We start from the raw sequence: 25,531 nt of genomic DNA, 5'->3' as shown, positions 1-25,531 counted from the left end.
AGAAACGCGCTCCAAGCATGTCGCGTCCCTATACTATAAAATGTAACAACGACCTAAATTTTCGACGCCAAGGGGTGAAAATCCCAACAAATACCGCCATATTGAACACCATGAGCCACAACATCACCCTCACCGCCTCCGCCGCCAAGCACCTCAACCATCTGAGTGCCGAGGCCGGCCACCCGGTCATGCTGCGCGTCACGGTCGAAGGCGGCGGCTGCTCCGGGTTTCAATACGTCCTCGACCTTACGGATTCCGCCGCGCCCGAGGACTCGCAGATCACCAACGACGGCGCCACGGCCCTGGTCGACGATGTGTCGGCCCCTTTGATGGCCGGTTCGATGATCGACTATGTCGAGGAATTGGTGGGTTCGCAGTTCAAGATTCTGAACCCCCTGGCCGTCGCCTCGTGCGGCTGCGGAACGAGTTTTGCTTTGTAACAGTGCTTGCGGGAATCCCCCTGCCCGCCTAAACAAGGCGACATGAAACTCGCTACCTGGAACGTCAATTCGGTCAATGCCCGCCTGCCGCTGCTGCTGGAGTGGTTTCGAGAAGCAGCACCCGATGTCTGCGCCCTGCAGGAAATCAAATGCATCGATGAAAAGTTCCCGATCGAGGCCTTTGAGTCGCTGGGCTACAACTGCGCCGTCTTCGGCCAGAAAACCTGGAACGGCGTCGCTATCCTGTCAAAATTCCCGCTCAGCGACGTCACCAAAGGCCTGCCTGGCGATGACAGCGACGAGCAGTCGCGCTATATCGAAGCTCTGGTTGAAGCGCCGCAACCGGTCCGGTTTGTCGGCATCTACCTGCCCAACGGCAACCCGCTTGGGACCGACAAATTTGCCTACAAGCTGCGCTGGCTGGAACGCCTGCATGCTCGGGCAGCCCAACTTCTCACGCTCGAAGAAGCCACCATCATTACCGGCGATTTCAACATCATTCCGACCAAGGCCGATTGCTGGAAGGAAAGTGTGTGGCTGGACGACGCCCTGTACCAACCGGCCGTGCGCCAGGCCTATCAGGGCCTGAAAAACCTCGGCTACACTGACGCCTTCGATGTCATGCCACCGGAAGGCAACCGCTACACCTTCTGGGACTACCAGGCCGGCGCCTGGCAGAAGAACGAAGGCATCCGTATCGACCACCACCTGCTGTCGCCCCAGGCGGCCGACCGGCTGAACGGCCTGGTGATCCACAAGGACACCCGCGGCCGAACCCACGATGAGGCCAAACCCTCCGATCACGTCCCGGTTGAAATCGAGCTGGCCTGAGAGCGAAAAATGACGCCTGAAGCGTTTCGCGACCTGGCCTTGTCGTTTCCGCAAGCCGAAGCCGCCTCGCATTTCGACAGCGCCGACGCCCGTGTCCGCAACAAGATCTTCGCCTCGCGCATCGATCAGGAGAAGGCCGTCCTGAAACTCACCCCCGACGAGCAGCACATGCTGTGCGAGGCGGAACCTGAGATTTTCGAGCCCGTGAAAAATGCCTGGGGCGCTAAAGGCTGGACGCAGTTTCACACAAGTCGCGCCGACGAAGCGACCGCGACCAGCGCGCTGTGGATGGCCTGGCGCAACACGGCGCCGAAAGCCCTGTTGAAACAGCATACGCACACCGAATTTTAACGCCTTTCCAACATCTTAAGTTTTTCTTGACCATACCACGAGGGTCCGGTCCATGGACCATGTCGCGCGCACCCTGCTGTATTTTCTGTTCGCCGGGATTGCCCTGACCCTGATTGCCTCGGGCCTGATGTGGTGGTTCGAGGCCACGCGGCGCTTGCAGCGCGCGCTCACCACCTCGCTCGGCAAACCCGCCGACGCCATCGTCTACGACCTCAGCAGCACCAAGGCCGCCGGCCTGGACTTCACCGCCGGCGACCTGGCCATACTGTGGAACAGTGGCACGGCAGGACTGGTCTATGCCTTCGACGAGATCGAGGGCGCAGAACTCATCGTCGATGAACGGGTCGTCGCCCGGGCCCAGCGCGGCGAACCCCGCCGCGTTCTCAATGAAACCCATGCCAACGCTTCGCGTGTGACCTTGCGGCTGATGTTTGACGATGTCGAAACGCCGGAGTTCGAACTGAACCTGTTTGGCGACGTCAGCCATAACCCCGTTCATGCCAAGACCGCGGCCGAAGCGGTGCGCTTGGGCCGCAAATGGCTGTCGCATATCGATGCGGTCATCAAACGCATGCCGGCCGCCCCCTCGCCCTACCCGACCGAGGACACGGAACCGGCGGCGGTCGCCCAAAGACCTAAAGCGGCGAAAACCTCTGCAAAGCCGGTGATCAATGACCGTCCGCCCTGGGACGACGATGTTGAAAACGACACGGACGACGACGAAAAACACTGAATAGGCGGTTAAGACTTAACGCGCTGCCGGAACTATGGTTAAATCAGGAAAGTACCATAGCTGTTCAGGTTCACCGTGCCGACGTTTCTGCCTGCCCTTATTATTCTGTCTGCGGCCGCGCTCGCCGTTCTGATCATCCTTTACCGGATCTATGAATCGCGCGTCGAGCAGCCCAAGAAGCTTGAGGACGAAGTCAAGGAAGCCCTTGGTGGCGCCAAGCCGGACGTCGAGTCGATCGAACCGGTGCGTAAGGCAGCGTGCGCCATCTCCTATATGGCCGACAAGATCGTCATCGTGCGCGAGTTCGGCAAGCTGCCGACCCGGACCTACACCATTGCCGACCTCTACGGCCTGGAGGTTTTCGTCGATGGCCGCATCTTCGCCCGCGTCGTCCGCGCCGGCTCGGCCAAACCCCTGGATACCGGCTCCTATAAGGCCATCGACGACATCGCCCCAACCGTCAATGACGTGACGGTGCGGTTGATATTCGATGACCCGATCCATCCCGACTTCCAGCTGATCCTGTGGCGTCCCGACGATGCCCTGACCGCCCGCGCCGAAGGCCCGCGCGCCGCCATGGCCCGCGCTCGCAAGTGGTTCCACCACGTCGAAGCCATTCTGCGCCGCCCGATCCACGTTAAGGTGCCGCCGCCCGCGCTGCATGCGCCCGTCCCGGAACCTGCAAAGCCCCCGGTCCTACCCGCAGCCGCCGCGGCACCTGTCGCCCTGCCTGAACCGGCCCCCGCGCCACAGCCCACAGCCTCGGCTCCGCCCAAAAAATCCGAAGGCGATGTGCTCAACGCGCCGCTTATCCCCTACATCTGACGGCCATGTGCACGGCGCGGCTTGGCCCAGCCGAAAAAGCTGTTAACCTTGCCGCAAAATAACCCCCGGAACGACCATGTGGACCCTGGCACTCGCGTGCGCCTTCTTCCTTTGTATCCATCTGATGATCAGCGGTACGCATCTGAAGGAACAAATCATTGGTCGCATTGGCGGCACGGCCTATTACGTCATCTTCGCCATCCTGTCTCTGGTCGGGCTGATCGGCATGTGCGTCGCCTTTGCGATCGCCCAGGATGACAAGCTGAACTTCGTCTTCTGGACCGCGCCATTGCCGCTGCGGATCATTGCGTTGGTGGTCAACTTCCTGGCCTTCTTCCTGCTGATCCTCGGGCTGACAACGCCCTCCCCGACGAATTTGCTGGCGCTCTGGCGGCTGCCGGACAAAAGCGTCTACGGCGTCATCCGCATTTCACGCCATCCGGTCCTGGCCGGCATCAGCCTGTGGGCCGTTACGCACATCATCAGCAGCGCCAACCTCGCCAGTTGGCTATTTTTCGGCTCGCTTCTGGGGGTATGCGCCCTGGGCGCCGCCAATATCGACCGTAAGCGCCTGGCGTTGATGGGCGACACCTATGCCTCCATCCTGCGCCGCACCTCGATCATCCCGTTCGTTGCCATCATCGAAGGGCGTACCGCATTCGCCCCTGAGGAGTTGGGGATTGCGCGCATGTTCCTGGCAGCTTCTATGTTCTCGATGTTTGCTGTGTTGCACGAAATGCTCTTTATCGTGCGGGCATTGTGAGCGGGTGCGAAAACCTGTTGATCTTGTCACAAATATTTGAACAAATAGTCGTTAAGGTCTGAGAACCAGATGCGTGGGTGGGTACGTTAGGACGATGAAGCTTTCGGCTTTTACACTGTTGTTGTTCTTCGTGTCCGTGGCGCTTGCCATAGCCAGCCTGGTCGGCCGTTTCCAGGAGGTCCAGTACCTGACGGAGTATCAGTACTGGCTGATGGCCGGGGCGTTCGGCGTCCTGGTATTCGGGATCGTATTCAAGGGCCAATCGCACTAGCGGCGTGAACCAAGAAGATTCACCACGGAAAATTCGGAAACGCCGCTTCGCGTCGACACTGAAGACATGGAATTCGGGGGTGACCCATCTCCCGCGCGAAGCGCCCTCAATTTGCGTTCCGTAATAAATGCGCTTCGCGCAGTTTAACGCAAGATTTCAGTGTTTTCCGTGTCGCCGAGCAGTGGCGTTTCCGTTTGGTCCTTGGTCCCTCTTTCTTGCTTCAGAACGCCACGTCCTCATCGATGGCAAAGCCAAGCTCAAGGGCCTGCAGCGCTTCAGCGCCAGTGCACAAAGGACGATCGCGCACGCCCAGCACCGTGTCCAGAAACCGGAACACGCTGGTCCCCAGCGGATCGCGGGCGATATCCGCCTCGGCGAAATCAGAGTTCAGCGCAAACGGCGTACCATTTTCAAACTTGCGGTTCAGCAGGTCGATGAACACCGTGCCCGACGGATAGACAATCCGCATGGTCCGTTCGCGCTCAGCCGCCATGCGCGACGCCCTGAACACGGCCTTCATACCGTTTTCAAAATCGACCTCGGCGTTAACCTCATCGCCACCGACGGCGGAATAACCTTCATCCTCACGCCGCCGTCCCGTCGCCTGCAAGCCTCCCGCCTCGCAGCCGGCCAGACTGATCGCCAGGTCCAGGTCATGGATCATCAGATCGAGCACGACCGACACATCGAGATTGCGCGTCGACGCCGTACCGTTGCGAACAGCTTCCAGCCGCAGCGGCTTTTCCGGCACATCATACAGGCCCATCGCCTCAAACACGGCGCGCTCCTGATGACCGCAGGCCAGAACCAGACCCTTTTCAGCCGCCATGGCGACCATCGCTTCGCCATCGCGCGAGGTCACTGCCAGGGGCTTTTCGGTATAGACGTGAATGCCCTTTTCCAGGGCTGCCAGGGCGACCGCGGCATGGGCGAAGGCGGGTGTGGCAATCGTCAACACGTCGATCGATGACAGGAAGGCATCGAGATCATCGAAGGCCGCAACGCCGTGGGCGGTCGCCGCCGTTTGGGCGCGCTCAATATCCAGATCGTAAATGCCAACGAAATCGATGTCCGAAGCCTGCTTATATTTGTTGGCGTGATAACCGCCGAATACACCCGCACCCGCAACACCTGCACGCAAAACTCTGGTCATGCCGTTCTCTTCCCTGCGCTTCGACAACCGCCGGCATATCTAGACCGCTTTGCAGCAAAAATGGAATAGAAACCACGCAGATAAACTGTGCACAGCCCTGTGATCCCGTCACAAAGCGCTTTGTGCCGTTTCGCAATCGCGTTACAAGCGAACACTTTTGCGGCCGCTCCGGGGCGCCACCGCCGACTTTCCAAGGGAGTGTTTCGTGCAGCGTCTTTTTGGGGCCTATGTGATCATCGACTACAGCGCCGCCGAAGGTAAGAAGACCGGCGAGTCGTCGGTTTGGATCGGCGTCATGAAGCGCGATGTCCGCTTCCGCCTGTCATACGAAACGCACAACCCGGCCACCCGCGCCGAGGCGCAGGTTCTGCTGCGCTCGATCCTGGCTGACCTGCATAAGCGCGGGGACCGGATCTTCCTGGGGCTGGGATTCCCGTTGGGTCTGGTACGCGGTACGGCCGCCCGTCTGCAGCTGAACGGCTGGAAAGGGATGTGGGACTTCCTGGCCAAGAACATCGTCGACAAGGCCGATAATACCAACAATCGCTTCCAGGTCGCCGCCAAGATCAACCGGCTGATCACCGACGAGGCCTGGCCGTTTTGGGGCGCGCCCAAGAATGCCTCGCAGAAGTGGCTGTCGACCCTGAAGCCCGACTCCTTCGGCGACTTCCCGGAATTTCGTCTGACCGAGGACGCCCTGAGCGGAAAGATCAAGAAGACCGCCCTGCCCAAGAGCCTGTGGCAGATGCACGGCGCTGGCGTTGCCGGCGGTGTCGCCATGCTGGGGATCGTCGCCGTGCGCTCGTTGCTGGAGCACCTGGGCGACAAGGCGCGGCTGTGGCCGTTGCAAACCGGGTTCGGCACGCCCGAACTGGACGGCGTCAATACGGTGGTCGCCGAGGTCTATCCGCCGATGTTCGAAGGCGAGTCCACAACGGGCGAAGTCAAGGACGCGGCCGCGGTGCGGATTACCGCTGCTGCCCTGGCCGAGTTGGACGACAAGGGCCAACTCGACGCCCTGTTTGGCGCGCCCAAGGGCCTGAGTGAGACCGATGCGGCCGCGGCTGCGGCCGAAGAAGGCTGGATCTTAGGTGCTTAAAGCGCCGTAGAGATCACAGGCCTTCGCCGCCGGCAGGCAGCCGGACTGACAGTTCGCCATATGCAGGGACAGGCTTAAATCCAGATCGCGGAGGGCCTCGATTCGTTGGCGTATGGCATCGCGCTGCTCTTGAAAAAAGGCCAGGGTTTCTGCGCACGGCTTGCCACCTTCGTCCAACTTCAGAAAGGCCTTGATCCTGTCGAGCGGTACATCCAGATCACGCAGCCGCCGGATCAACAGCAACCGCGCCAGGTCGGGCCGGCCATAGACGCGATGTCCCCCCTCGCGCCGTTCCGCCGGCGGCATCAGACCCTGGGCTTCGTAAAAACGTACGGCAGGTACGGAACATTGCGCCCTACGCGCCAGAACGCCGATCGTGAACATGAAGTATCCCCTTGAACCTCAAGTTACTTGAGGTGGCACACCGGACACATCAACCCCTCGGAGTGTCATACCATGAAAAAAACCATCCTTGCCCTGATCACAGCCTGTCTGGGCTGTTGCGCCCTGCTCTTTCTAGCGCCCGCCCTTTCGGGTGCGAGCCTTCTGGGATTGAGCCTGACCGCCGCCGGTTTCAGCCTGGAAACCCTGCTGTGCGCCCTTCCCGTTGCGCTGTTGCTGGGATGGGGCGTCTATGCGGTGATGAAGGCTCGCAAGGCCAGCACGTGCCGGCATGACGGAAGTTGCGGTTGCAAGACGGAGAACCCGCAGGCAAGGTAACCGCATGAAATCTCTTGCCATCTACATCGTGGCAGCGGTGTGCGAGATTGCCGGCTGTTACAGCCTGTGGGCCGTGCTGAAACTCGAACGCTCATCGTGGTGGCTGGTGCCCGGCGCGCTTTGCCTCGGCGCGTTTGCCTGGCTGCTGACTCTGATCGACAGTTCAGCCGCCGGCCGCGCCTATGCAGCTTACGGCGCCATCTATATCGCAGCGTCGATCGGCTGGATGTGGTTCATGGAAAAGCAGCGGCCCGATCTGTGGGATCTGGGCGGGCTGGTGTTGTGCCTGGCTGGGTCGGCGATGATCCTGTTTGGGCCGCGCAATGCCATAAATCTATAATTCCGGAATATTGGAATTTATTGTCCGGCGTAGTACTGCCCGCCATTGACGTGTAGAACTTGTCCTGTGACATAGCCGCTCATAGCCGAGGCCAGGAACAGGACCGGCCCAACGCAGTCTTCCGGTGCGCCAATGCGGCCCATGGGTACCGAGTTGCGCATCGCCTCCATACGATCCGCCGGTGTGAGCGTATGAAACGGCGTGCCGATCACGCCGGGGGCGATGGCATTGACGCGGATGTTCTTCTTCGCCAGGTCGGTCGCCATGTGGCGCGTCAGGTTATGTACCGCCGCCTTGGCCGTGGCGTAGAGGCCGGAACCCGGGCCGCCGCCATTGCTGCCAGCGATCGAGCCAAGATTGATAACGGCCCCGCCACCGCGCGCCTCCATCAAAGGCACGGCCGCCTGGGTGCCGATGATCACAGAGCGCAGGTTCAGATCCAACACATTGTCGTAGAAGCCGTCGTCCCACTCCATCAGCAGCTTGCGCGCCACCAGGGCGCCGGCATTGTTGACCAGGATATCGAGGCCGCCCAGCTTGCGGGCGGCTTCGGCGACGACGTCGCGGACGCTCTCGGGGGCGTTCATCAGGTCGGCCTGGATCAGGTGGGCTTCGCCGCCATCGGCGCCGATCAGGTCGGCAACGGCTTGGGCGGCGTCACGGCTGGAATTGTAGTGGAGAGCGACCCTGGCGCCGTGGGCCGCAAAGGCTTGGGCGACCGCAGCGCCGATGCCGGTGCTGGCGCCTGTGATCAAAACCAGCTTGGCCTGCAAATCGTCCAGCATCGTCGCCTCCGTTTTAATTGTATTACTTATTAGGCGCTTCGATAGCCTTTGTCGAGATATGGGTAGCTTTTTTGTCGAGCCAGAAGAACCGCGCGACCAGAAGGGTCGCCGAGATCCAGCTCGCCACGGCACAGGCATAGATCAGGCCGGGCACGCCCTGCCCCCAGTGCAGCGCGAACAGATAGCCCAGCGGCAGCATGAACAGCCCATAGCTGATATAGTGCAGAACCGGCGCGATCAGGACATCGTGACGAGCACGCAAAGCCTGGGCGGCCACAACCTGGACGCCATCCGGAATGAAGAACAGACACGACAGCAACAGCGCCGCCTGGACCCCGGCGATCAGCGCAGCATCCGAGGTGTAGCCGGCCGCCAGCCATGACGATCCGACCAGGACGGTCAAAACAACGACTGTCATAAAACCGGCTGCCGACAGGAAGCTGACCCGGCCCATGCGGGCAACACCGGCGGGATCTTCGGCGCCGTAGGCTCGGCCTACCAAGACGGAACAACCGATGGCCAGCCCCATCGGCACCATGAAGACGATGCTGGCGAAGTTCAGGATGATCGCCCATACCGCAACGGCCTCTTCAGAAATGCGACCGGCGAAAAGGGTCAGCGCAGCAAAGGCGGCGACCTCGATGAAGTAGGACGACCCGGCGGCGTAGCCGATCTGACGCTGTTCGCGCGCGCCCTGCGGATCGGGGGCGTGGCGGCCTAGCAGGTTGAAGGTCTTCACCTGTTTCAGGGTGAAAACATAGATCAGAATGCCGACAGTGATGGCTATCCGAGCAATCAGAGTCGAGATGGCAGCGCCCATGGCGCCGTCGCTGTCGATACCGGGGATGGTGACGATCCCCGGCACCAGCACCAGCAACAGCGCGACATTAAGGACATTGCCGGCCCAGGTGAAGACCATGCCGGGCCGCGTCCGGCCCAAGCCTTCGAGGAATTCCGAACCGGCCACAGCCAGCATGTAGAAGGGCATCGACAGGGCAAAGATAATCAGCGGACCGGCGGCGCCCTTGGCTATGGCGGGCTGGATAGTGGCCGTCAGCAAGGCCGGGCCGGCCACGATCAACAGGACCATCGAGAGCAGCCCCAGGATTATGGCGTAGACCATGCCGCGCTGGAATGCGCCGCCGATGCGATGCGGTTCGTCGGCCCCGACGAAGTGGGCGGTCTTGACCTGCACCCCGACCAGAAGGCCGATCGAGGTCACGAGAAAGACGCTGGTCGGCGCCCATGCCAGCGAGTGGTAGCCCAACTCGGCGGCGGAATAGTGCCCAACAACCAGAGTATCCATCAGCCCCATGAGCATGAAGCCCAGGCGCGACATGACGACCGGCCATGACAGACGGTAAAGGGCGGCAAACGCCGCCCTTCCTTCAGGGTTCAACAATGATAGCAATCCCGACATGGTCGCTCCTGTAACCGAAGTCGCGGCATAGGGCAATCGCAGTCAGGAACTGGCAGCTACTCCACCTTCAATTGTTGCATCATGAAGGCCATGGCTTCGGACAGTTCTTCCCAACGGCGGAAGCGGCCAGATTTGCCGCCGTGACCGGCCTCCATATTGACGCGGTAGACCAGTGGCGCGTCGCCGGTCTTGAGGCGGCGCAGTTTTGCCACCCACTTGGTCGGTTCGTAGTACTGGACCTGACTGTCCCACAGGCCCGTCGAAACATAGATCGGCGGATAGGCCTGAGCGGTGACATTATCGTAGGGCGAATAGGTCATCATATAGTCGTAGAACGGTTTTTGCTCCGGGTTGCCCCACTCATCATACTCGTTGGTGGTCAGCGGAATCGAGGCGTCCAGCATGGTCGTCACGGCATCGACGAACGGCACCTGGGTGACGATGAAGCCGTAATCCTGAGGCGCCATATTGGCGACTGCCCCCATCAGCAGCCCGCCAGCGCTGCGGCCGAAACCGGCCACGCGTTTCGGTGCGGCATATTTCTGGCCGACCAGGTAGCGAGTAACATCGATGAAGTCGGTGAAGCTGTTCATTTTTTTCATCAAATGGCCGTCGTCATACCACTGCCGCCCCATTTCCTGGCCACCGCGGATATGGGCGATCGCTACCACCATGCCGCGCTCGAGCAGGCTGGGGAACATCGGGTTGAAGGAGGGATCGGACGACGAGCCATAGGCGCCGTAAGCGATCTGGTAGACGGCTGCGGTGCCGTCTTTTTTGAATCCCTTTTTGTAGACCAGCGAGACCGGAATTTTGGTCCCGTCGCGGGCCGTGGCCCAGACCCGTTCGGTAACATACTGCGACGCGTCATAGCCCGGCACGGGCTGGACCTTCAGGGTGCGGCGCTCACCGGTTCTGACGTTGGTCTCATAGATGGTGTCTGGCGTGGTCAGCGATCCATAGGCGTATCTCACCCAGTCCGATGCCGGGTCGGGATTGACATTGAGCCCCATGACATAGGCCGGTTCGTCGCTTTGAACCGGCGTCGATACCCCGGCGCATGTCAGAAGACGTAACCGCTTGTTGCCCCCTACCCGCTCCTCGATGGCGACAAAGCCATCGAACGGCTGAAAATTCTCGATAAAGGCGTCGTCACTGACCGGAACCAGATCGGTCCATGTCGAACGATCGCCGAAACCCAAAGAATCGGCCTGGGTCATCAGGCGGTAGTTCTTGGCGTGCCAGTTGGTACGGATAACCCAACGGCCCGTGACATGGTCGGCGGTGTACAGGAAGTCGCGTTGGCGCGGGGCGATGACGGCAAACTCGCCGCCGCCGGCAGGGGCGCAGCGCTGTTCGTCACTGACCGTGGCGTGCAGGTTGATGCAGACATACTTGTCCGAGGTCGTACGGCCCAAAGAGATGTAATAGCTGTCGTCGGCCTCTTCGTAGACCAGGCGATCGGCATTAGCTTCGCTACCGATCGAATGCGCCTTGACCCGCTTGGACAACAGGGTCACCGGGTCCTTGTCGATATAGTAGATGGTCGTGTTGTCGTCGGACCAGGCGATGTCCTCGATATTGCTGACCGCCGCATCGAGCATGGCGCCGGTCGCTATGTCCTTGACTTTCAGACCGTACTGGCCGCGACCAATAGTGTCTTCGGCCCAGGCGATCTTCGTCTTGTCCGGACTAACGGCCCAGGCGCCGACGCGGAAATAGCCATTGCCCTCCGCCATCGCATTCTGGTCCAGCAGGACTTCTTCTGGCGCCGTCATCTCGCCTTTGCGCCGGGCGACCACGGCATAGTCTTTCCCGGCAACGAAGCGCGTATAGTACCAGTAACCGCCCTTAAGATAGGGCACGCTGGAATCGTCAGGCACAAGGCGTGCGGTGACTTCCTTGTAGAGGCTTTCGGCCAGGGGTTTGCTGTCGGCGAGGACCGTATCGGCATAAGCGTTTTCAGCCCGCAGATAGGCCAGCATTTCCTCGTTCTTGCGAGTATCGTCGCGCAGCCAGTAATAGTCGTCGTTGCGCGCGGCGCCAAACGGCGCCTTGACCTCATAGGGCACCTTCTTGGCGACCGGGGGTTCCGCTGCCACGGCCGGAAACGCCAGCAAGGCCGCCGCGGTCATCAGGATCATGCGCATGAAAAAAGTCTCCGGTGGTTTCACCGGAGACTTGCACATTCATCCGCCTGTGGGAAGCGGTCACGCCGCCTTGACGGCCTTGTCCTTCAGCGCGTGCAGACGTTCGGCCACCAGAAAGCTAAGTTCCAGCGCCTGGTCGGCATTGAGACGTGGGTCACAGTGCGTATGGTACCGGTCGCGCAGGTCCTCTTCCGACAGGGCAAAGGCGCCGCCGGTGCATTCCGTCACGTTCTGGCCGGTCATTTCCAGGTGCATACCGCCGGGGTGGACATTCTCGCTGCCGGCGATGTCGACGAAGGCGCGAACCTCCGACAGTATGCGGTCGAAAGGCCGCGTCTTGTAGCCATTAGCCGCCTTGACGACATTGCCGTGCATCGGGTCGATCGACCACACCACTGGCACACCATGACGATGCGTTGCCGCCATCAGCTTGGGCAGACGCTCGGCGATCTTGTCGGAACCGAAACGGCCGATCAGGGTCAGGCGGCCTGGAATGGCTTCCGGGTTCAAAGCATCGATCAGGCGCAGCAGATCGTCAGGCTCGAGCGTCGGACCGCACTTGACGCCGATCGGGTTCTTGATGCCCTTCATGAAGTTGACATGGCCGCCGTCCAACTGACGCGTGCGCTCGCCGATCCACAGCATATGGGCGGACGTGTCGTACCAGTCGCCCGAGGTGGAATCGACGCGGGTCATGGCCTGTTCGAAGTTCAACAACAGGGCTTCGTGCGAGGTGAAGACATCGACGCTGCGGATCGAGGGATGGCTTTCCGAGGTGATGCCGATGGCTGACATGAAACTCAGCGTCTCGGAAATCTTCTCGGCCAGCGCCTTGTAGCGCTCGCCCTGGGGCGAACCGGACACAAAGCCCAGTGTCCACTTATGGATATTGTACAGATCGGCGTAGCCGCCATTGGCAAAGGCGCGCAGCAGATTCAGGGTCGCCGACGACTGGTGATAGGCCTTCAGCAGACGTTGCGGATCGGGAATGCGCGACTCCGGCGTGAAGTCCATGCCATTGATATTGTCACCGCGATAGGACGGCAGGGTGACGCCATCGATGGTCTCGACCGGCGACGAACGCGGCTTTCCGAACTGACCAGCGATGCGTCCGACCTTGACCACCGGGCGGCCGCCGGCAAAGGTCAGGACGATGGCCATCTGCAGGATCAGACGGAAGGTATCGCGGATATTGTCAGCCGAAAATTCCTTGAAGCTTTCGGCACAGTCACCGCCCTGCAGCAGGAAGGCATTGCCCTGCGCGACCTGGCCCAGGGCCGTCGTCAGGCGGCGCGCTTCACCGGCGAACACCAAGGGCGGCAGGGTCGCGAGCTCACCTTCGGCCGCGGTCAGGGCCTGCGGATCGGGGTAATCGTTCGGCATGTGCAGGGCCGGCATTTGGCGCCAGTCCTTGGGAGACCAGATCTTGTTCATTATCATTGTATTCCACACGGTGTTCGCGCCGACAGAATGTAAGGCGCGCACACGCAATTTGCCAATTTACGCATTCACAGCCGCAGTTTCAACCGTAAAACCCATGGCGACAGCGCTGTCTTTATGAAAAATACCAAGAAAAAAGCTGTAAATTCCGTCGGTTATAGTTAAGCTCGTAACTTTATTGGTTGTGCGACGGCCTTGATGACCAGCAGGAAGATGGCGACCAGTACCGCACCCAGGCAGTAATACCATGACCGCCACAGGCCGTAACTGACCATATTGATGACGAAATAGCCCGAAGCCGCAGCCAGGATGAAGGGCGCGGCACGCTGGGCGACGCTCAGGGTTTGCGGCGTGATGTCGTCCGCAGCGCTGATCTCGCGCATACCTTCGTCCTTAGCTTCGCCATAACCGTCCTTCGGGCCCGACAGCCAGAAGATGGCAAACCACAGCGCTGCCAGCAGGAACAGGCCGGGTAAGCCCAATTCCATCCACGCCTGAAGCGACAAATTATGCGGATGGTTGGGAATCATCGGATCGAAGGTCCGCGCCGTCTCGTAGCCCCAGCCCCACCACGGCTTTTCCAGCGACCGTTCGACAGTGAAGGCGTAGATGTCCAGCCGCGCCGCCCACGACGGCAGGATTTCGCCCTTCACATGGGCGAAAAAACCCGAGCGGATGGCGGCATAGAAGATCAGCGGCAGGACCAGCAGGGATCCGGCGCTCAAACCCGCCAAAAGCTTGTGCGGCTGGAGACGCCGCAAGGCGTTGGGCCAGTACCGGACTGCGAAGAAGACGATGCCGCTGGCCGCCATCGCCATCAGATGGGCATTGGCGTCCGACCCTATCGCCCCGGCCACGACAGCGATGGCCAGTACAGCGATCTGGCCATATTGCCGGCGGTGTTCGAACCAGAAAGCCAGGGGCCAGAACAGCAAGGTCAAATAGACATTGCAGTTGATCATATGGACGATCAGCATTTCCGGCTGCGAGGCATCCAGGGCCGGATTGCCCGCCGCCGCAAAAGCGTTATTCATGCCAGTGCGCAGCCCCATGCCGCTGATGCTTTCCAGCACCTGCACCACCGACAATCCAATCATCAGCCACCCGAACCAGGTCGCCAACCGCGGCGCCTTGTCTTCGGGCAAGCCGTCGAAGCCGGCGATCACCGCCCAGGACACCAGCCAGGCAAAGGTGGGTGCGAACCAGTATTTGGTCGCAAAAGCGGCTGCCAACCCCTTGCCATCCAGCAGATAGGCGACGAAGTCCGAGCGCAGAAAGCCCAGCACAACCATGGCAAAGGTTATCGCCGCTGCCGGCCAGAACTTGCGTAACCGGCCAAGATAGACCAGCAACGGGATGCCCCAGATGAACAGCATCGCCGGCGCCGCCGTCGGCACCACCCAGGCAAAGATCGGCAACCACGTCAGGCCGAACAGCAGCCACCACTCGGCGTAATGCGCCTTGACCGCTTCCCAAGCCCCATTTGCCGTCACAGCCGTTTGTCCTTGATGGTCACCAGTTCCTCTGCCGCGGTCGGGTGGACGGCGCAGGTGGCGTCCCATTGCGCCTTGGTCAGCCGCGCCTTCACGGCGATCCCGGCCAACTGGATCATCTCGCCCGCGTCGTGGCCGACAAGATGGCAGCCGATCACGACGTCGCTGTCGGCCTCGACGATCAGTTTCATGAAGGTCCGACTCTCACCGCCGACAAAGGCCGTCTTCATCGGCCGGAACCGCGTCTGATAGACGTCGTAGACGATGCCCTTGGCTTTGGCGTCGTCTTCGCTCAGGCCGACCGTGCCGATCTCGGGCTGCGAGAAGACCGCCGTCGGAATGTTACTGTGGTCGAAGGCAACCGGATTGTCCTTCAGGGCCGTCTCGACGAAGGCCACCGCCTCGCGAATGGCGACCGGCGTCAGGTTCATGCGGTTGGTGACGTCGCCTATGGCGAAGATGTGCGGGATGGCGGTGCGCGAAAAAGCGTCGACCGGAATGGCGCCGTGGACATCGAGCTTGATATCGAGCACATCCAGGTTCAGCCCCTCGGTCTTGGGCTTGCGACCCGAGGCATACATGACCTTGCCGGTCGTGAAGGTCTCGCCGTTGTTGAGATGCAAAATGGTGTCATCACCCTCGGTGTGCAGCTTGATCGGGTCGACACCGGTCAGGATGGTGATGCCGCGCAGCTTCATTTCGGCGGACAGGTGGTCGCGAACATCGCTGTCGAAGCCGCGCAGGATCTTTTCGCCGCGGTACATCAGGGTGACGTCGACGCCCAGGCCGTTCATGATGCCGGCGAATTCGACCGCGATATAACCACCGCCGACAATGACCAGCTTCTTGGGCAGTTCGGGCAGTTCAAACATGTCATTCGAGGTCAGGGAGTGTTCCAGAACGCCCGGGCAGTGCTGCGGCAGGAAGGGCCAGCCACCGGTGGCGATCAAGATGGTCTTGGCCGTCACTTCGCGGGCCGCTCCGTCCGACGACGTCAAGATCAGCGTGTGGTCGTCCTTGAACCCGGCATGGCACGGGATCAGTTCGGCGCCGGCGCGGGCCAGGTTGGAGCCATAGATACCGGACAGGCGGGTAACCTCGGCCTGGTTATGGGTCTTGAACTGATGCCAGTTGAAGTCGCCCAAGGTGACGTCCCAGCCAAAGCCGCGGGCATAGTCGATGTTGGACGGGACTTCTGAGGCGTAGACCATGAACTTTTTGGGGACGCAGCCGCGCAGGACGCAGGTGCCGCCGGGGCGGTCTTCCTCAGCGACGCCGACCTTCAGGCCCATATTGGCGGCCAGCCGCGCGGCACGAACACCGCCAGAGCCGGCGCCTATCACAAACAGATCGTAGTCGTACTCGGCCATGGTTTACCTTTGCTGGTCCGCGGTTGGCGGCGTCTGCTTTGTTTTTTGCCACGAAAAGCACGAAAAGTAGAAAAACACGAAATCCGCGCAAAGCGCCTTCATAGATGTGCCGTGTCAGGCCCGGTAAAGCGCGTTAACACCGTCCATCTGGCTTATCTGGCTTATCTGTGGACAACCCTTCGCCGAGGTTCGACCGTGACAAAGGTTCGGATTTTTCACCCAACGTCGTGCCTGCGGAATCATCGCAATTTTTGTCCACAGATAAGCCAGATAAGTCAGATATTCAGAGCTGACCTTTCGCGTTCTGAAACCGTTCGCTGTCGTTTGGAGGCGCTTCGCGCAGATTTTCGTGTTTTTCTAATTTTCGTGCTTTTCGTGGCAAAATCCTTTTTACGGTTCGACAATCCTGACGCCGTCCGGAGTCGCGATCAGCGCCACTTCGGCCAGGTCCAGGAACAGGCCGTGATCGACAACACCCGTCACCGACTTTAGAGCCGCGCCCAATCCGCTGGGATCCTCTATCCGCCCACACGCCACGTCGAAGATAAGATTACCGCCGTCCGTAATCCATGGTTGGCCGTCCTTTTTCCGCATGATGGGCAGCTTATCGATGTCGAATTCTACCAGCACATCGCTGATCCGGTTGACCGTACCCTTCCAGGCAAACGGCTCGACCTCGATCGGCAGCGGGAACTTGCCAAGGACCGGCACATGCTTGGCGGCATCGGCGATAACCACGCAGGTCCTGGCTTGCTCCCAGATCAGCTTTTCGCGCAATAGCGCCCCACCGCCGCCTTTGATCAAAGCCAGGCCGTCACCGACCTCATCGGCGCCGTCGACGCACAGGTCCAGCGTGCCGACGTCGTTGATGTCCTTGATCGTCAGGCCCAGGCTTTCGGCAAGCTGCGTCGTCTGCACTGACGTCGAGACCAGGGTCAGTTTCAACCCCGCCTCCACCTCACGCGCAATCGCCTTGACGAACCAGGCCGCCGTCGAACCGGTGCCTAAGCCCACCTTCATACCGGGCTTCACGTACTTCAGCGCGGCCTCACCAACCGCCTCTTTTTGCTCATCAACCGTCATTGCTCTTAACTTTTCTCTTGCGCTACCGCTTCGCTGCTTGAGCGCTTTGCCGCCTTCTCTGCGAGTTTGCGTTCCCTGAAAACTGCCGCCCAGCTTTCCTTCGCCACCTGCGGTGCGCGAGTCAAAGCCAGGGCATCCGGCGGCACATCCTGGGTGATCACCGAGCCCGAGCCGGTGATGGCGCCATGGCCGATTGTCACCGGCGCCACCAGGGACGAGTTCGAGCCAATAAAGGCGCGCTCGCCGACCACCGTCCTGTGCTTGAAGAAGCCGTCATAGTTACAGAATATGGTCCCGGCACCGATATTGGCCCCCGCGCCCACCGAACCGTCGCCGAGATAGCTGAGGTGGTTGGCCTTGGCGCCCTCGCCCACCGTCACGTTCTTGACCTCGACGAAGTTGCCGATGTGCGCGTCCTTACCGATGTCCGCGCCCGGACGCAGACGGGCATAGGGCCCGATCAAAGCGCCCTCGCCGACCTTGCAGCCTTCCAGATGCGAAAACGCCCGGATGACAGCACCCAACGCGACATGGACGCCGTCACCAAACACCACATTGGGCTCAATCACCACACCGGCCTCGACCTGGGTGTCCCAACTGAAAAACACAGTTTCCGGTGCCGGCATGTGGACACCATTGTCCATGAAGCCGCGACGAACACCGTCCTGCCAAACCTTTTCGATAACGGCCAATTCGGCCTGGCTGTTAGCGCCCAGAACCTCATGCTCCTGGGCCATGGTCACCCACGGTTGGAGCCCCCGTCCGCGGGCCAGGCCGACGATATCGGTCAGGTAATACTCGCCCTTGGAATTCTCGTTCTTGACGTCGCTGAGCAATGAAAACAGCAGTTCGCGGTCGCAGGCCAGGACGCCGGAATTGCAGGCCCGAATCGCGAACTGTTCCTTGCTGGCCTCGCGCGCCTCGACGATCTCGTCTAAGCGATCGCCGTCCAGCACCAGACGGCCATAGGCGCCGGGGTCGTGGGCAACGAAACCCAGTACCGCAATATCCGCCGCTGCCGCCAGGGTGAAGACCGGCTCCAGCACCTTGGCCGCCATCAAAGGGCTGTCACCATAGGTGACGATCACCGTGCCGTCGAAGTCCTTCAGGGCGTCGCGCGCTACATTGACGGCATGGCCCGTGCCTTGGGGCGGATCCTGGACAACGATATTGGCGGCGCCGACCCGCTTTTCCGCCGTGGCGCGAACAGACGGCGAATGACCTCCGACCACGACGATGACCCGCTCACAGCCGACTTCGAACGCCGCATCAATCGCCCGATCTAGCATGGTGCGGCCACCGATCTTATGCAGCACCTTGGGCACGGGCGATTTCATGCGCGTCCCCTGGCCGGCGGCGAGAATGACGGCGGCGCGGCCGGTGGGCGGGCTTTTTTGCATGGCGGCGACTCTTCTTGCGTTGCGCTGGGCGCCGATTTAGCCCAAAGCCACCGCAAAACAAAGCATAATGAGGGTTAAATGAACCTGAACGGCTATATTCTGGCCTTCGATCTGGACGGCACCCTGGTCGACAGCGCGCCGGACATCATTTCGGCCCTGAACAAGGTGCTTCAGGAGCAAGGGATTACCCCGTTCCACCTCGACGAAGCCCGCCCGATGATCGGCCGCGGCGCCATGGAATTGCTGCGGCGGGCCTATCGCCTGGCCGGCCATCCCCTGGCGCCCGAAGACGAGGCGCCGCTTTTGGCGCGGTTGCTGGACCTGTATGAGGTTGATATCGACACCCTGACTCGGCCTTTCGAAGGCCTGGTCGAAGCCCTGGACGAACTGGAGGCCATGGGCGCCCGGTTCTGCATCTGCACTAACAAGCACACGCGGTTGTCGGTCCTGTTGATCGAGAAGCTGGGCCTGACCGCACGGTTCGGCAGCAACCGAGGCTCGGATTCCGTCGAAGCCAAGAAGCCGGCAGCCGGCCACCTGCAGGCCTGTATCGACGACATGGGTGGCGATATCCGTAAGGTCATCATGATCGGCGACAGCGAAACCGACTTCCTAACGGCGCAAAACGCCGGGGTGCCATCGATCCTGGTGACCTTCGGCTATTCCGAAGGCCCGATCCGCGAACTGGCGGCGGATGCGTTTATCGACCACTACCGCGATTTTGTCCCCGCCGTGAAAGCGTGCATAAATTCGCAAAACCGGCTTGCCACGGACGAAGCGGCGGGCTAGAAGCCTCGCTCCCTGATATTGGATGGACGCGTAGCTCAGCGGGAGAGCATTCGCTTCACACGCGAAGGGTCACAGGTTCAATCCCTGTCGCGTCCACCATTTCCTCAAACAATTCGAAGTCATCGGGAAGCGGTAAGGGCGTTCGCCCGTCTCGTTACTTTTTACCATACTTGAGCCAAATGGCTTGGTCGAGTTCAGCAAGATTTTTGGCTGGATGGTTCGGGTTTTCCAGAAGTGATCGACGAAGAGTTACAGCTAAAGCAATATATGCCGCACCTTCGCTAGCTTTTTTCGGCGGACGAAATTTTATCGCTCTTAAATATTGCATGACAGGTGCGTTTAATAACGGGTACTTCTCAGGCCAAAATAGGCATAACATTTCGGACAAGAAAGCTTTTCGTGACGGAACTTTCGCCTTCTGCAACGTGTCAATCGCCACTCTGACAGCGTCGTCTTGGTGACTTGGCGTCGCATTCTTCACAGACAGAAAGCACTTAGACAGGAGTCCAAAGTCACTCGCCTTCCCTTTTATATTCCACCCCTCGCCCTGCAGCCTGTTATCTTTTTCGTAGCTCCAAAACATCGGTAGGGTATCGTAGAAATCCGACGAGGAAATGATCCCAGTTGCACAATTATTAAACAACTCTAGCAGCCCCGACTTTTGTTTAGAGAATGCTTTAAGTTTCTTTCGCCTTAGCTGAACCTTCGCCGCGGTTTGAGCCGGTTTGGGTAGCTTGAGTGATATCGTAGGCTTTTGTTCGCGCGTACCACGACCTCCTCTTCCACTGGGGTTGCGAGGTGCTTCTTTGTAACGTGCTAACCAATCTTCGCAGACGACCACAGATTTTTGCTTAATCTGCTCCACCCATTTTTTAGCTGCCTCATAGTCAGTGTTCGAAAGTGGACTAAAGCCATTCACTTCGAAATTGGCATCAAACGCTGCTACAGTTAGGTTCGAAGAACCAACAATGCAAAAACAATCGCCACCTACCTCTCGCCAAAAAACGGCCTTCGGATGAAACCCGCCCGCATGTTCGACCACCAAAAAATCCGATTTCCGGTTTGACGGCAACCACGATAAAACAGCTTCACAAGCAGATTTACGTGTAATACCGAAATCCTTACCCACAATAATCTTAAAATACTTACATTTTTCGCTTAGTTTTAGCTTGGAATCCCATTCAGTCAAGTATGCCGAAACAACTACTAATTCAGTGCAATTTTCGAAAGCTCTACGATAATATTTCTTCAATTTATCATTTCCGGGCTGAAGAATTAAGTCATGCATCCGAACCTCCTTGAAAATTAATTTTGAAACACTAACCCACGCATGGCGCATATCCAAGTTGACGTTTTGACTATCAAACAACCAGTTGGTGCGTAGGTGCACAAGCTCGCAAGCCGTATGGCGAAAAATTTTCACATCGGACTGAGAATTCTTGTGCGACATTGGCATATGCCGCAACGCCCAAATAATACTGCCGGTCTGCAATCGCGCATTGACGCGACGTCGAGAGATTCAGGCCGAATCACATTCGAGGTGATCGCGGATACGCTCAATGAAGGCTATTCGCCGGAGTGGCAGGAGCAATTCTTGAAAAAGGTAGCCCAAGGTGCAGCCGCGGCAGAGCGCGATGACTTTGCCACACCGACTGACATTGAACGTGTGAAAAACAAGTATCGCAACGCAAGATAATGCTTACCCGTCCTGCTTGTCTTCACGCAGGATGCCTTCCAATTCCTCGCGGCTGAGCTTGGCGAAGTTGATCAGGTCCGGTTCGCTGTCGAAGAATTCGAAGGACTTCTTCAGCGTGACAATATCGTGCTCCAGAAATAACCGCGCCTTGCGTTCGACTTCGGCTCGGTCACGCCCCAGGGCCACCATGGCTTCGCGCGCCAGGGCTAGCGACGAATCCAGCGTCTCACGGTGGTAGTAGTCCACCCCCGCCCGGTCCAACTCATACGCATGCCGGCGGTTACGCGCGCGGGCAAAGATCTTCAGCTTCGGGAAATGCGCCTTGGCCAGCTTTACGATTTCCAGAGCGCTGTCGGCGTCATCCACCGCGACCACCAGCATTCGCGCTTCATCCGCCCCAGCCGAGCGCAGCAGGTCCAGCCGCGTCGCATCACCGAAATAGCCTTTCGAACCGAACTTGCGCAGCAGTTCGATCTGGTCCGGGTTCTTTTCCAACACCGTGACATGCACGCCCTGGCCGATCAGGAACCGGCCGACGATCTGACCGAAGCGGCCAAAGCCCGCGATGATCACCGGATGATGCTCATCGATCGTGTCGTAGTCGCGTTCCGGCAACTGACTGAGAAAGCGCGGCAGGATGAACTTGCTGTACAGCGCCACCAGTATAGGCGTCATCCCAATCGACAGCGCCACCACCAGGGTCACGAAACGTTGCGTTTGCGGATCGATGATATGCAGTTGCCCGCCGATCAGGTTCAGCAGCACAAAGGCGAACTCTCCCCCCTGCGACAGGCCGATGGCCAGGCCCAGGCCCTGCGGGCCGCCGACGCCGAAGCGTTCAGCCAGGACGAACAGGATGATCCCCTTGACCACGATCAGGCCGAGGACGGCGGCGATCATGCCGAACGGGTTCTGGGCCAGGATCGAAAAGTCCATCCCCATGCCGACCGAGATGAAGAACAGCCCCAGCAACAGGCCCTTGAACGGTTCGATATCGGTCTCAATCGTGCGGCGGTATTCCGAATTGGCCAGCACCACCCCGGCCAGGAAGGCGCCGAGCGTCGGCGATACGCCCACCAGCTCCATCAGCAGGGTGACACCAATCACCAGGCCCAGTGAGGCGGCGGTGAAGACTTCGCGCAGGTTGGCGCGGGCTATGACCTGGAAAATGTAGCGTGAACCGTATTTGCCGGCGGCGATGACGGCGGCGATGACGGCAATGACGGCGACGGGCTGCAGCCAGGCCGGCCAGGACGAGATCAGGCTATGCGAAGCGTCGGCATGGACACCGGCCGATGCCAGCAGCGGTATGATGATCAGGATGGGGATAACCGCCATGTCCTGGAACAGGAGAACGGCGAACGAGGTTTCCCCGACCAGCGAATGGGTCAGATTTTTCTCGCGCAGCATCTGCATGACCAGGGCGGTCGATGACATGGCCAGCGCCATGCCGACGGCCAGCGAGGCCTGCCACGGGAAGCCGATCGCCATGCCGACCGCCATCAGGGCCAAGGAGGTCAGCACGACCTGCAATCCCCCCAGGCCGAGAATCGACTTGCGCAATCGCCACAGGATGGCCGGCTCCAACTCCATGCCGATCAGGAACATCATCATGATGACGCCGAATTCGGCGAAGTGCATTACGCGTTCAGAGTCGCCGACAATGCCGGAGATGAAGGGCGCAATAATGATCCCGGCGATTAGGTAGCCCAGAACCGAGCCGAGCTTGAGGCGCTGGGCGATCGGCACGACGAAGCAGCCGGCGACGAGGAAGACGAAAACACCAAAAAGTAGGTTGAAATCCATGCCGTCTCTCCGGAATCGCCGCGCCCTAATCTAGGGCGTAAGAGGATGAGCGCAAGGCTTGCGCTTGTCCGCCGGGCTTAAAACTGCAAACATGGTCAAAACGTCAGGGAGTATCGCTATGAAATTTGTTCTCGTCGCCGCCGTCTTAGCCGTCACGGCATCCGCCGCCGCGGCGGAAGCGCCCGCCGGCTACAAACTGGTGTGGTCGGACGAGTTCGATGCCGGCACGGCGCCCGATCCGGCCAAATGGGATTACGACGTCACCGTCAACAAAACCGGCTGGTACAACAACGAAGCCCAGTACTATTCCGCCCATCGCGCCGAAAACAGCCGCATCGAGAACGGCAACCTGATCATCGAGGCGCGCAAGGATGACCTCAGCATGATGGCCGACTGGGGCGGCCAGCATTACAGCTCGGCGCGCCTGGTAACGCGTGGCCGTGCCGAATGGACCTATGGCTACTTCGATATCCGCGCCAAACTGCCGTGCGGACGTGGACAATGGCCGGCCATCTGGCTTCTGGGGACCGGTCAGTGGCCCAATACCGGTGAGATCGACATCATGGAATATGTCGGTCATGAGCCGACCACCATCCATGGCAACACCCACTCCCTCGACACGGTCGCGAAAAGCGCGCCGCAGGGCGGCAAGACCGAGCTGGCCGATCCGTGCACGGCATTTCACAACTACCAGGCGGAATGGACGAAGGACTCGATCACCTTCCTGCTGAACGGCAAGGTCTATTACCATCGCGAACGCCCAAAGAATGCCTCGAAGCAGGTCTGGCCCTACGATGTCCCGGAATATTTGATCCTGAACACCGCCATCGGCGGCAACTGGGGCGGGCAACAGGGTATCGACGATACGGTCTTCCCGACGAAGTTCGAGATCGACTACGTCAGGGTGTATCAGAAGTAACCTTGACACTGGCGGCACAGACAGGTTCAAATGAAACCATGCCCGCCCTTGCTCCGCTTCCGGACGAAATCCCGCTTTTCGACCTGCATGAAGGCGATGGCCCTCTGGTCGTGGCCGCGCCGCATGTCGGAATGCATATCCCTCTGGACCTGGCCAACCGGATGACGGCGACGGGTCGCGCCATCGGCGAGACCGATTTCCACGTCCACCGCCTTTTCGACTTCGCCCGCAACCTGGATGCGACGACCCTCTTCGCCACCCATTCGCGCTATGTCGTCGACCTGAACCGGGACCCGGAGGGCGGCAACCTCTATCCGGGCAAGTTCGAGACCGGGCTGTGCCCTCTCAGCGACTTCGACCGCAACCCGCTGTACCCGGACGGTGATGAGCCCGACGCGGCAGAGATCGAGGCGCGGCGTGACACCTGGTATAGGCCCTATCACGACCGCCTGCGTCAGACCCTCGATCGTGCGGTCGCACGGCACGGCCGGGCCCTCCTGATCGACGCCCACTCCATCCGGCCGGAGATACCGTCGCTGTTCGAAGGGCGCTTGCCGGACCTGAATTTCGGCACAAATTCGGGCGCCACCATGGGGCCGCACCTCCTGACCGTGCTAGATGCCTGGCGTGCCGGCCTGAAAGGGTACAGCCATGTCCTGGATGGCCGTTTCAGAGGTGGCTACACCACGCGGCACTACGGCGACCCGGCGCGCAACATCCATGCTCTGCAAATCGAAATAGTCCAGGATTGCTACTTGAACTCGGACACCCCTCACCTGTATGACGAGGCCCGCGCTGCACCGTTGTCGAAGGCCCTGCGCCCATTGATCGACGCGCTTCTGGCTGCGCTTTAAAACTTCCAAATTGCTGGAAGTGTCTTCTGAATGGAGGGGGCCTCATGCTCACCACCCGCGGTCACATTATCGACGGCGCCGGCTTCGCTAAATCCCTGCGCGAACGGCTTGCGGAGCACGTTTCCAATTTAAAGGAAGTGTCAGGAAAGACGCCGTGCCTGGTCGTGGCGATCGTCGGCGAAGACCCGGCCTCGCAGATCTACGTGAAAAACAAGGGCGAGCAGACCCAGGCCATCGGCATGGAGTCGCGGACCCTGCGCCTGCCCGACACCACCTCCGAATCCGAGCTTTTGCGTCTGGTCGATGAGCTCAATCGCGATCCGATCGTCAATGGTATCCTGGTGCAACTGCCGCTGCCGGCGCACATGTCGTCGCTGAAGGTCATAGACGCCATCAACCCGGACAAGGACGTCGACGGTTTCCACGTCACCAATGCCGGCCGTCTGGCCGTCGGCCTGGACGGCATCGTCCCGTGCACCCCGCTGGGCTCGCTGATGCTGCTGAAGGACACGGCAGAAAAGTTCGGCGACTCGCTGTCGGGTAAGAACGCCGTCATCGTCGGCCGCTCCAACATCGTCGGCAAGCCGATGGCCCAGCTTCTGCTGGCCCAGGACTGCACCGTCACCATCGCCCATTCGCGCACGCAGAACCTCGCCGAAGTGTGCCGGTCGGCCGACATCCTCGTCGCCGCTGTAGGCCGGGCTCATTTCATCAAGGGCGACTGGGTCAAGGATGGCGCTTATGTCATCGATGTCGGCATCAACCGCATCCAGGTCGAAACACCGGATGGCCCAAAATCG

At 60.1% G+C, this 25,531-nt stretch carries 26 protein-coding genes, 1 tRNA gene and 1 pseudogene; 16 read left to right on the top strand and 12 right to left on the bottom strand.

Annotation, left to right across the window (positions count from 1 at the left end):
* Nucleotides 1–110 precede the first annotated feature (110 nt).
* The 7 genes from ABI_RS15710 (at nt 111) to ABI_RS25735 (ending at nt 4,214) form a co-directional block, all read left to right on the top strand.
* A complete protein-coding gene (locus ABI_RS15710) occupies nt 111–440 on the top strand; it encodes a HesB/IscA family protein (RefSeq protein WP_040309636.1) in 330 nt (109 codons plus the stop codon).
* 42 nt (nt 441–482) lie between these two features.
* The gene (gene xth / locus ABI_RS15705) at nt 483–1,271 is read left to right on the top strand and encodes an exodeoxyribonuclease III (RefSeq protein WP_006274020.1); all 789 of its coding nucleotides are present in this window, start codon (nt 483–485) and stop codon (nt 1,269–1,271) included.
* A gap of 9 nt (nt 1,272–1,280) precedes the next feature.
* A complete protein-coding gene (locus tag ABI_RS15700) occupies nt 1,281–1,622 on the top strand; it encodes an MmcQ/YjbR family DNA-binding protein (RefSeq protein ID WP_006274019.1) in 342 nt (113 codons plus the stop codon).
* A gap of 52 nt (nt 1,623–1,674) precedes the next feature.
* A complete protein-coding gene (locus tag ABI_RS15695; protein ID WP_006274018.1) occupies nt 1,675–2,355 on the top strand; it encodes a hypothetical protein in 681 nt (226 codons plus the stop codon).
* Between the two features lie 75 nt (nt 2,356–2,430).
* Complete coding sequence (locus ABI_RS15690) at nt 2,431–3,180, top strand: hypothetical protein (protein WP_006274017.1); 750 nt, start codon at nt 2,431–2,433, stop codon at nt 3,178–3,180.
* A 76-nt stretch (nt 3,181–3,256) separates the two neighbouring features.
* Complete coding sequence (locus tag ABI_RS15685) at nt 3,257–3,943, top strand: NnrU family protein (RefSeq protein ID WP_006274016.1); 687 nt, start codon at nt 3,257–3,259, stop codon at nt 3,941–3,943.
* Between the two features lie 94 nt (nt 3,944–4,037).
* A complete protein-coding gene (locus ABI_RS25735; protein WP_006274015.1) occupies nt 4,038–4,214 on the top strand; it encodes a hypothetical protein in 177 nt (58 codons plus the stop codon).
* A gap of 220 nt (nt 4,215–4,434) precedes the next feature.
* On the opposite strand, the gene ABI_RS15675 is transcribed toward ABI_RS25735, so the two are convergent.
* Nucleotides 4,435–5,367: a Gfo/Idh/MocA family protein gene (locus ABI_RS15675; RefSeq protein ID WP_006274014.1), complete on the bottom strand. Its 933-nt coding sequence runs from the start codon at nt 5,365–5,367 to the stop codon at nt 4,435–4,437.
* Between the two features lie 205 nt (nt 5,368–5,572).
* Here ABI_RS15675 and ABI_RS15670 point away from each other — a divergent pair, with 205 nt between their 5' ends.
* Complete coding sequence (locus ABI_RS15670) at nt 5,573–6,466, top strand: hypothetical protein (RefSeq protein ID WP_006274013.1); 894 nt, start codon at nt 5,573–5,575, stop codon at nt 6,464–6,466.
* Here ABI_RS15670 and ABI_RS23795 read toward each other — a convergent pair.
* On the bottom strand, nt 6,455–6,850 hold the full coding sequence (locus ABI_RS23795; RefSeq protein ID WP_006274012.1) for a MerR family transcriptional regulator: 396 nt from the start codon (nt 6,848–6,850) through the stop codon (nt 6,455–6,457). The two genes, ABI_RS15670 and ABI_RS23795, sit on opposite strands and share 12 nt — an antisense overlap.
* A 72-nt stretch (nt 6,851–6,922) precedes the next feature.
* Here ABI_RS23795 and ABI_RS15660 point away from each other — a divergent pair, with 72 nt between their 5' ends.
* Together ABI_RS15660 and ABI_RS15655 are read left to right on the top strand one after the other, a co-directional pair.
* Nucleotides 6,923–7,186, top strand: a complete 264-nt coding sequence (locus ABI_RS15660; protein WP_006274011.1) for a hypothetical protein — start codon at nt 6,923–6,925, stop codon at nt 7,184–7,186.
* Nucleotides 7,187–7,190: 4 nt separating this feature from the next.
* Nucleotides 7,191–7,526, top strand: coding sequence for a YnfA family protein (locus tag ABI_RS15655; protein WP_006274010.1), 336 nt, complete (start codon nt 7,191–7,193; stop codon nt 7,524–7,526).
* A 17-nt stretch (nt 7,527–7,543) separates the two neighbouring features.
* On the opposite strand, the gene ABI_RS15650 is transcribed toward ABI_RS15655, so the two are convergent.
* The 8 genes from ABI_RS15650 to glmU all read right to left on the bottom strand — a co-directional run bounded on the left by ABI_RS15650 (nt 7,544) and on the right by glmU (nt 18,667).
* On the bottom strand, nt 7,544–8,311 hold the full coding sequence (locus ABI_RS15650; RefSeq protein ID WP_006274009.1) for an SDR family NAD(P)-dependent oxidoreductase: 768 nt from the start codon (nt 8,309–8,311) through the stop codon (nt 7,544–7,546).
* A gap of 22 nt (nt 8,312–8,333) precedes the next feature.
* Nucleotides 8,334–9,731 (bottom strand): MATE family efflux transporter, encoded by a 1,398-nt coding sequence (locus tag ABI_RS15645; protein ID WP_040309495.1) that lies wholly within the window; start codon nt 9,729–9,731, stop codon nt 8,334–8,336.
* A gap of 56 nt (nt 9,732–9,787) precedes the next feature.
* Nucleotides 9,788–11,881 carry a S9 family peptidase gene (locus tag ABI_RS15640; protein ID WP_006274007.1) on the bottom strand — a complete coding sequence of 698 codons (2,094 nt, stop codon included), beginning with the start codon at nt 11,879–11,881 and terminating at the stop codon, nt 9,788–9,790.
* A gap of 60 nt (nt 11,882–11,941) precedes the next feature.
* Nucleotides 11,942–13,315: a class II 3-deoxy-7-phosphoheptulonate synthase gene (locus ABI_RS15635; RefSeq protein WP_040309494.1), complete on the bottom strand. Its 1,374-nt coding sequence runs from the start codon at nt 13,313–13,315 to the stop codon at nt 11,942–11,944.
* Between the two features lie 167 nt (nt 13,316–13,482).
* Nucleotides 13,483–14,814 (bottom strand): O-antigen ligase family protein, encoded by a 1,332-nt coding sequence (locus ABI_RS15630; protein ID WP_040309493.1) that lies wholly within the window; start codon nt 14,812–14,814, stop codon nt 13,483–13,485.
* Complete coding sequence (gorA, locus tag ABI_RS15625; RefSeq protein WP_006274006.1) at nt 14,811–16,184, bottom strand: glutathione-disulfide reductase; 1,374 nt, start codon at nt 16,182–16,184, stop codon at nt 14,811–14,813. Before gorA ends, ABI_RS15630 begins: the two co-directional genes overlap by 4 nt.
* Before the next feature lie 390 nt (nt 16,185–16,574).
* Nucleotides 16,575–17,267: a ribose-5-phosphate isomerase RpiA gene (rpiA, locus tag ABI_RS15620; RefSeq protein WP_006274005.1), complete on the bottom strand. Its 693-nt coding sequence runs from the start codon at nt 17,265–17,267 to the stop codon at nt 16,575–16,577.
* 5 nt (nt 17,268–17,272) lie between these two features.
* Nucleotides 17,273–18,667, bottom strand: coding sequence for a bifunctional UDP-N-acetylglucosamine diphosphorylase/glucosamine-1-phosphate N-acetyltransferase GlmU (gene glmU / locus ABI_RS15615; protein ID WP_006274004.1), 1,395 nt, complete (start codon nt 18,665–18,667; stop codon nt 17,273–17,275).
* Nucleotides 18,668–18,745: 78 nt separating this feature from the next.
* On the opposite strand from glmU, the gene ABI_RS15610 reads away from it, so the two are divergent.
* Both ABI_RS15610 and ABI_RS15605 read left to right on the top strand, forming a co-directional pair.
* On the top strand, nt 18,746–19,456 hold the full coding sequence (locus ABI_RS15610) for an HAD-IA family hydrolase (RefSeq protein WP_006274003.1): 711 nt from the start codon (nt 18,746–18,748) through the stop codon (nt 19,454–19,456).
* 24 nt (nt 19,457–19,480) lie between these two features.
* Nucleotides 19,481–19,555 (top strand) — tRNA-Val (locus tag ABI_RS15605).
* A gap of 55 nt (nt 19,556–19,610) precedes the next feature.
* On the opposite strand, the gene ABI_RS25300 is transcribed toward ABI_RS15605, so the two are convergent.
* On the bottom strand, nt 19,611–20,744 hold the full coding sequence (locus ABI_RS25300) for a phospholipase D family protein (protein ID WP_040309631.1): 1,134 nt from the start codon (nt 20,742–20,744) through the stop codon (nt 19,611–19,613).
* 96 nt (nt 20,745–20,840) lie between these two features.
* Between ABI_RS25300 and ABI_RS15595 the strand changes: the two genes are divergently transcribed.
* Nucleotides 20,841–21,152, top strand: a complete 312-nt coding sequence (locus ABI_RS15595; RefSeq protein ID WP_157138959.1) for a hypothetical protein — start codon at nt 20,841–20,843, stop codon at nt 21,150–21,152.
* Between the two features lie 3 nt (nt 21,153–21,155).
* Here ABI_RS15595 and ABI_RS15590 read toward each other — a convergent pair whose 3' ends face one another.
* Nucleotides 21,156–22,958: a monovalent cation:proton antiporter-2 (CPA2) family protein gene (locus ABI_RS15590; protein ID WP_006274000.1), complete on the bottom strand. Its 1,803-nt coding sequence runs from the start codon at nt 22,956–22,958 to the stop codon at nt 21,156–21,158.
* A 118-nt stretch (nt 22,959–23,076) separates the two neighbouring features.
* Here ABI_RS15590 and ABI_RS15585 point away from each other — a divergent pair, with 118 nt between their 5' ends.
* From ABI_RS15585 to ABI_RS15575, 3 genes and pseudogenes are all read left to right on the top strand, one after another.
* Nucleotides 23,077–23,877, top strand: a complete 801-nt coding sequence (locus tag ABI_RS15585) for a glycoside hydrolase family 16 protein (protein ID WP_006273999.1) — start codon at nt 23,077–23,079, stop codon at nt 23,875–23,877.
* Nucleotides 23,878–23,915: 38 nt separating this feature from the next.
* Nucleotides 23,916–24,731: an N-formylglutamate deformylase gene (gene hutG, locus ABI_RS15580; protein ID WP_006273998.1), complete on the top strand. Its 816-nt coding sequence runs from the start codon at nt 23,916–23,918 to the stop codon at nt 24,729–24,731.
* A gap of 44 nt (nt 24,732–24,775) precedes the next feature.
* Nucleotides 24,776–25,531: pseudogene (locus tag ABI_RS15575) on the top strand (bifunctional 5,10-methylenetetrahydrofolate dehydrogenase/5,10-methenyltetrahydrofolate cyclohydrolase); the annotation flags it as partial.

Origin of the sequence: Asticcacaulis biprosthecium C19 (assembly GCF_000204015.1) — a bacterium.
Taxonomy (GTDB): domain Bacteria; phylum Pseudomonadota; class Alphaproteobacteria; order Caulobacterales; family Caulobacteraceae; genus Asticcacaulis; species Asticcacaulis biprosthecius.
Note: the sequence above shows the minus strand (reverse complement) of the source record. Positions and strands in the feature narration are given on the sequence as shown.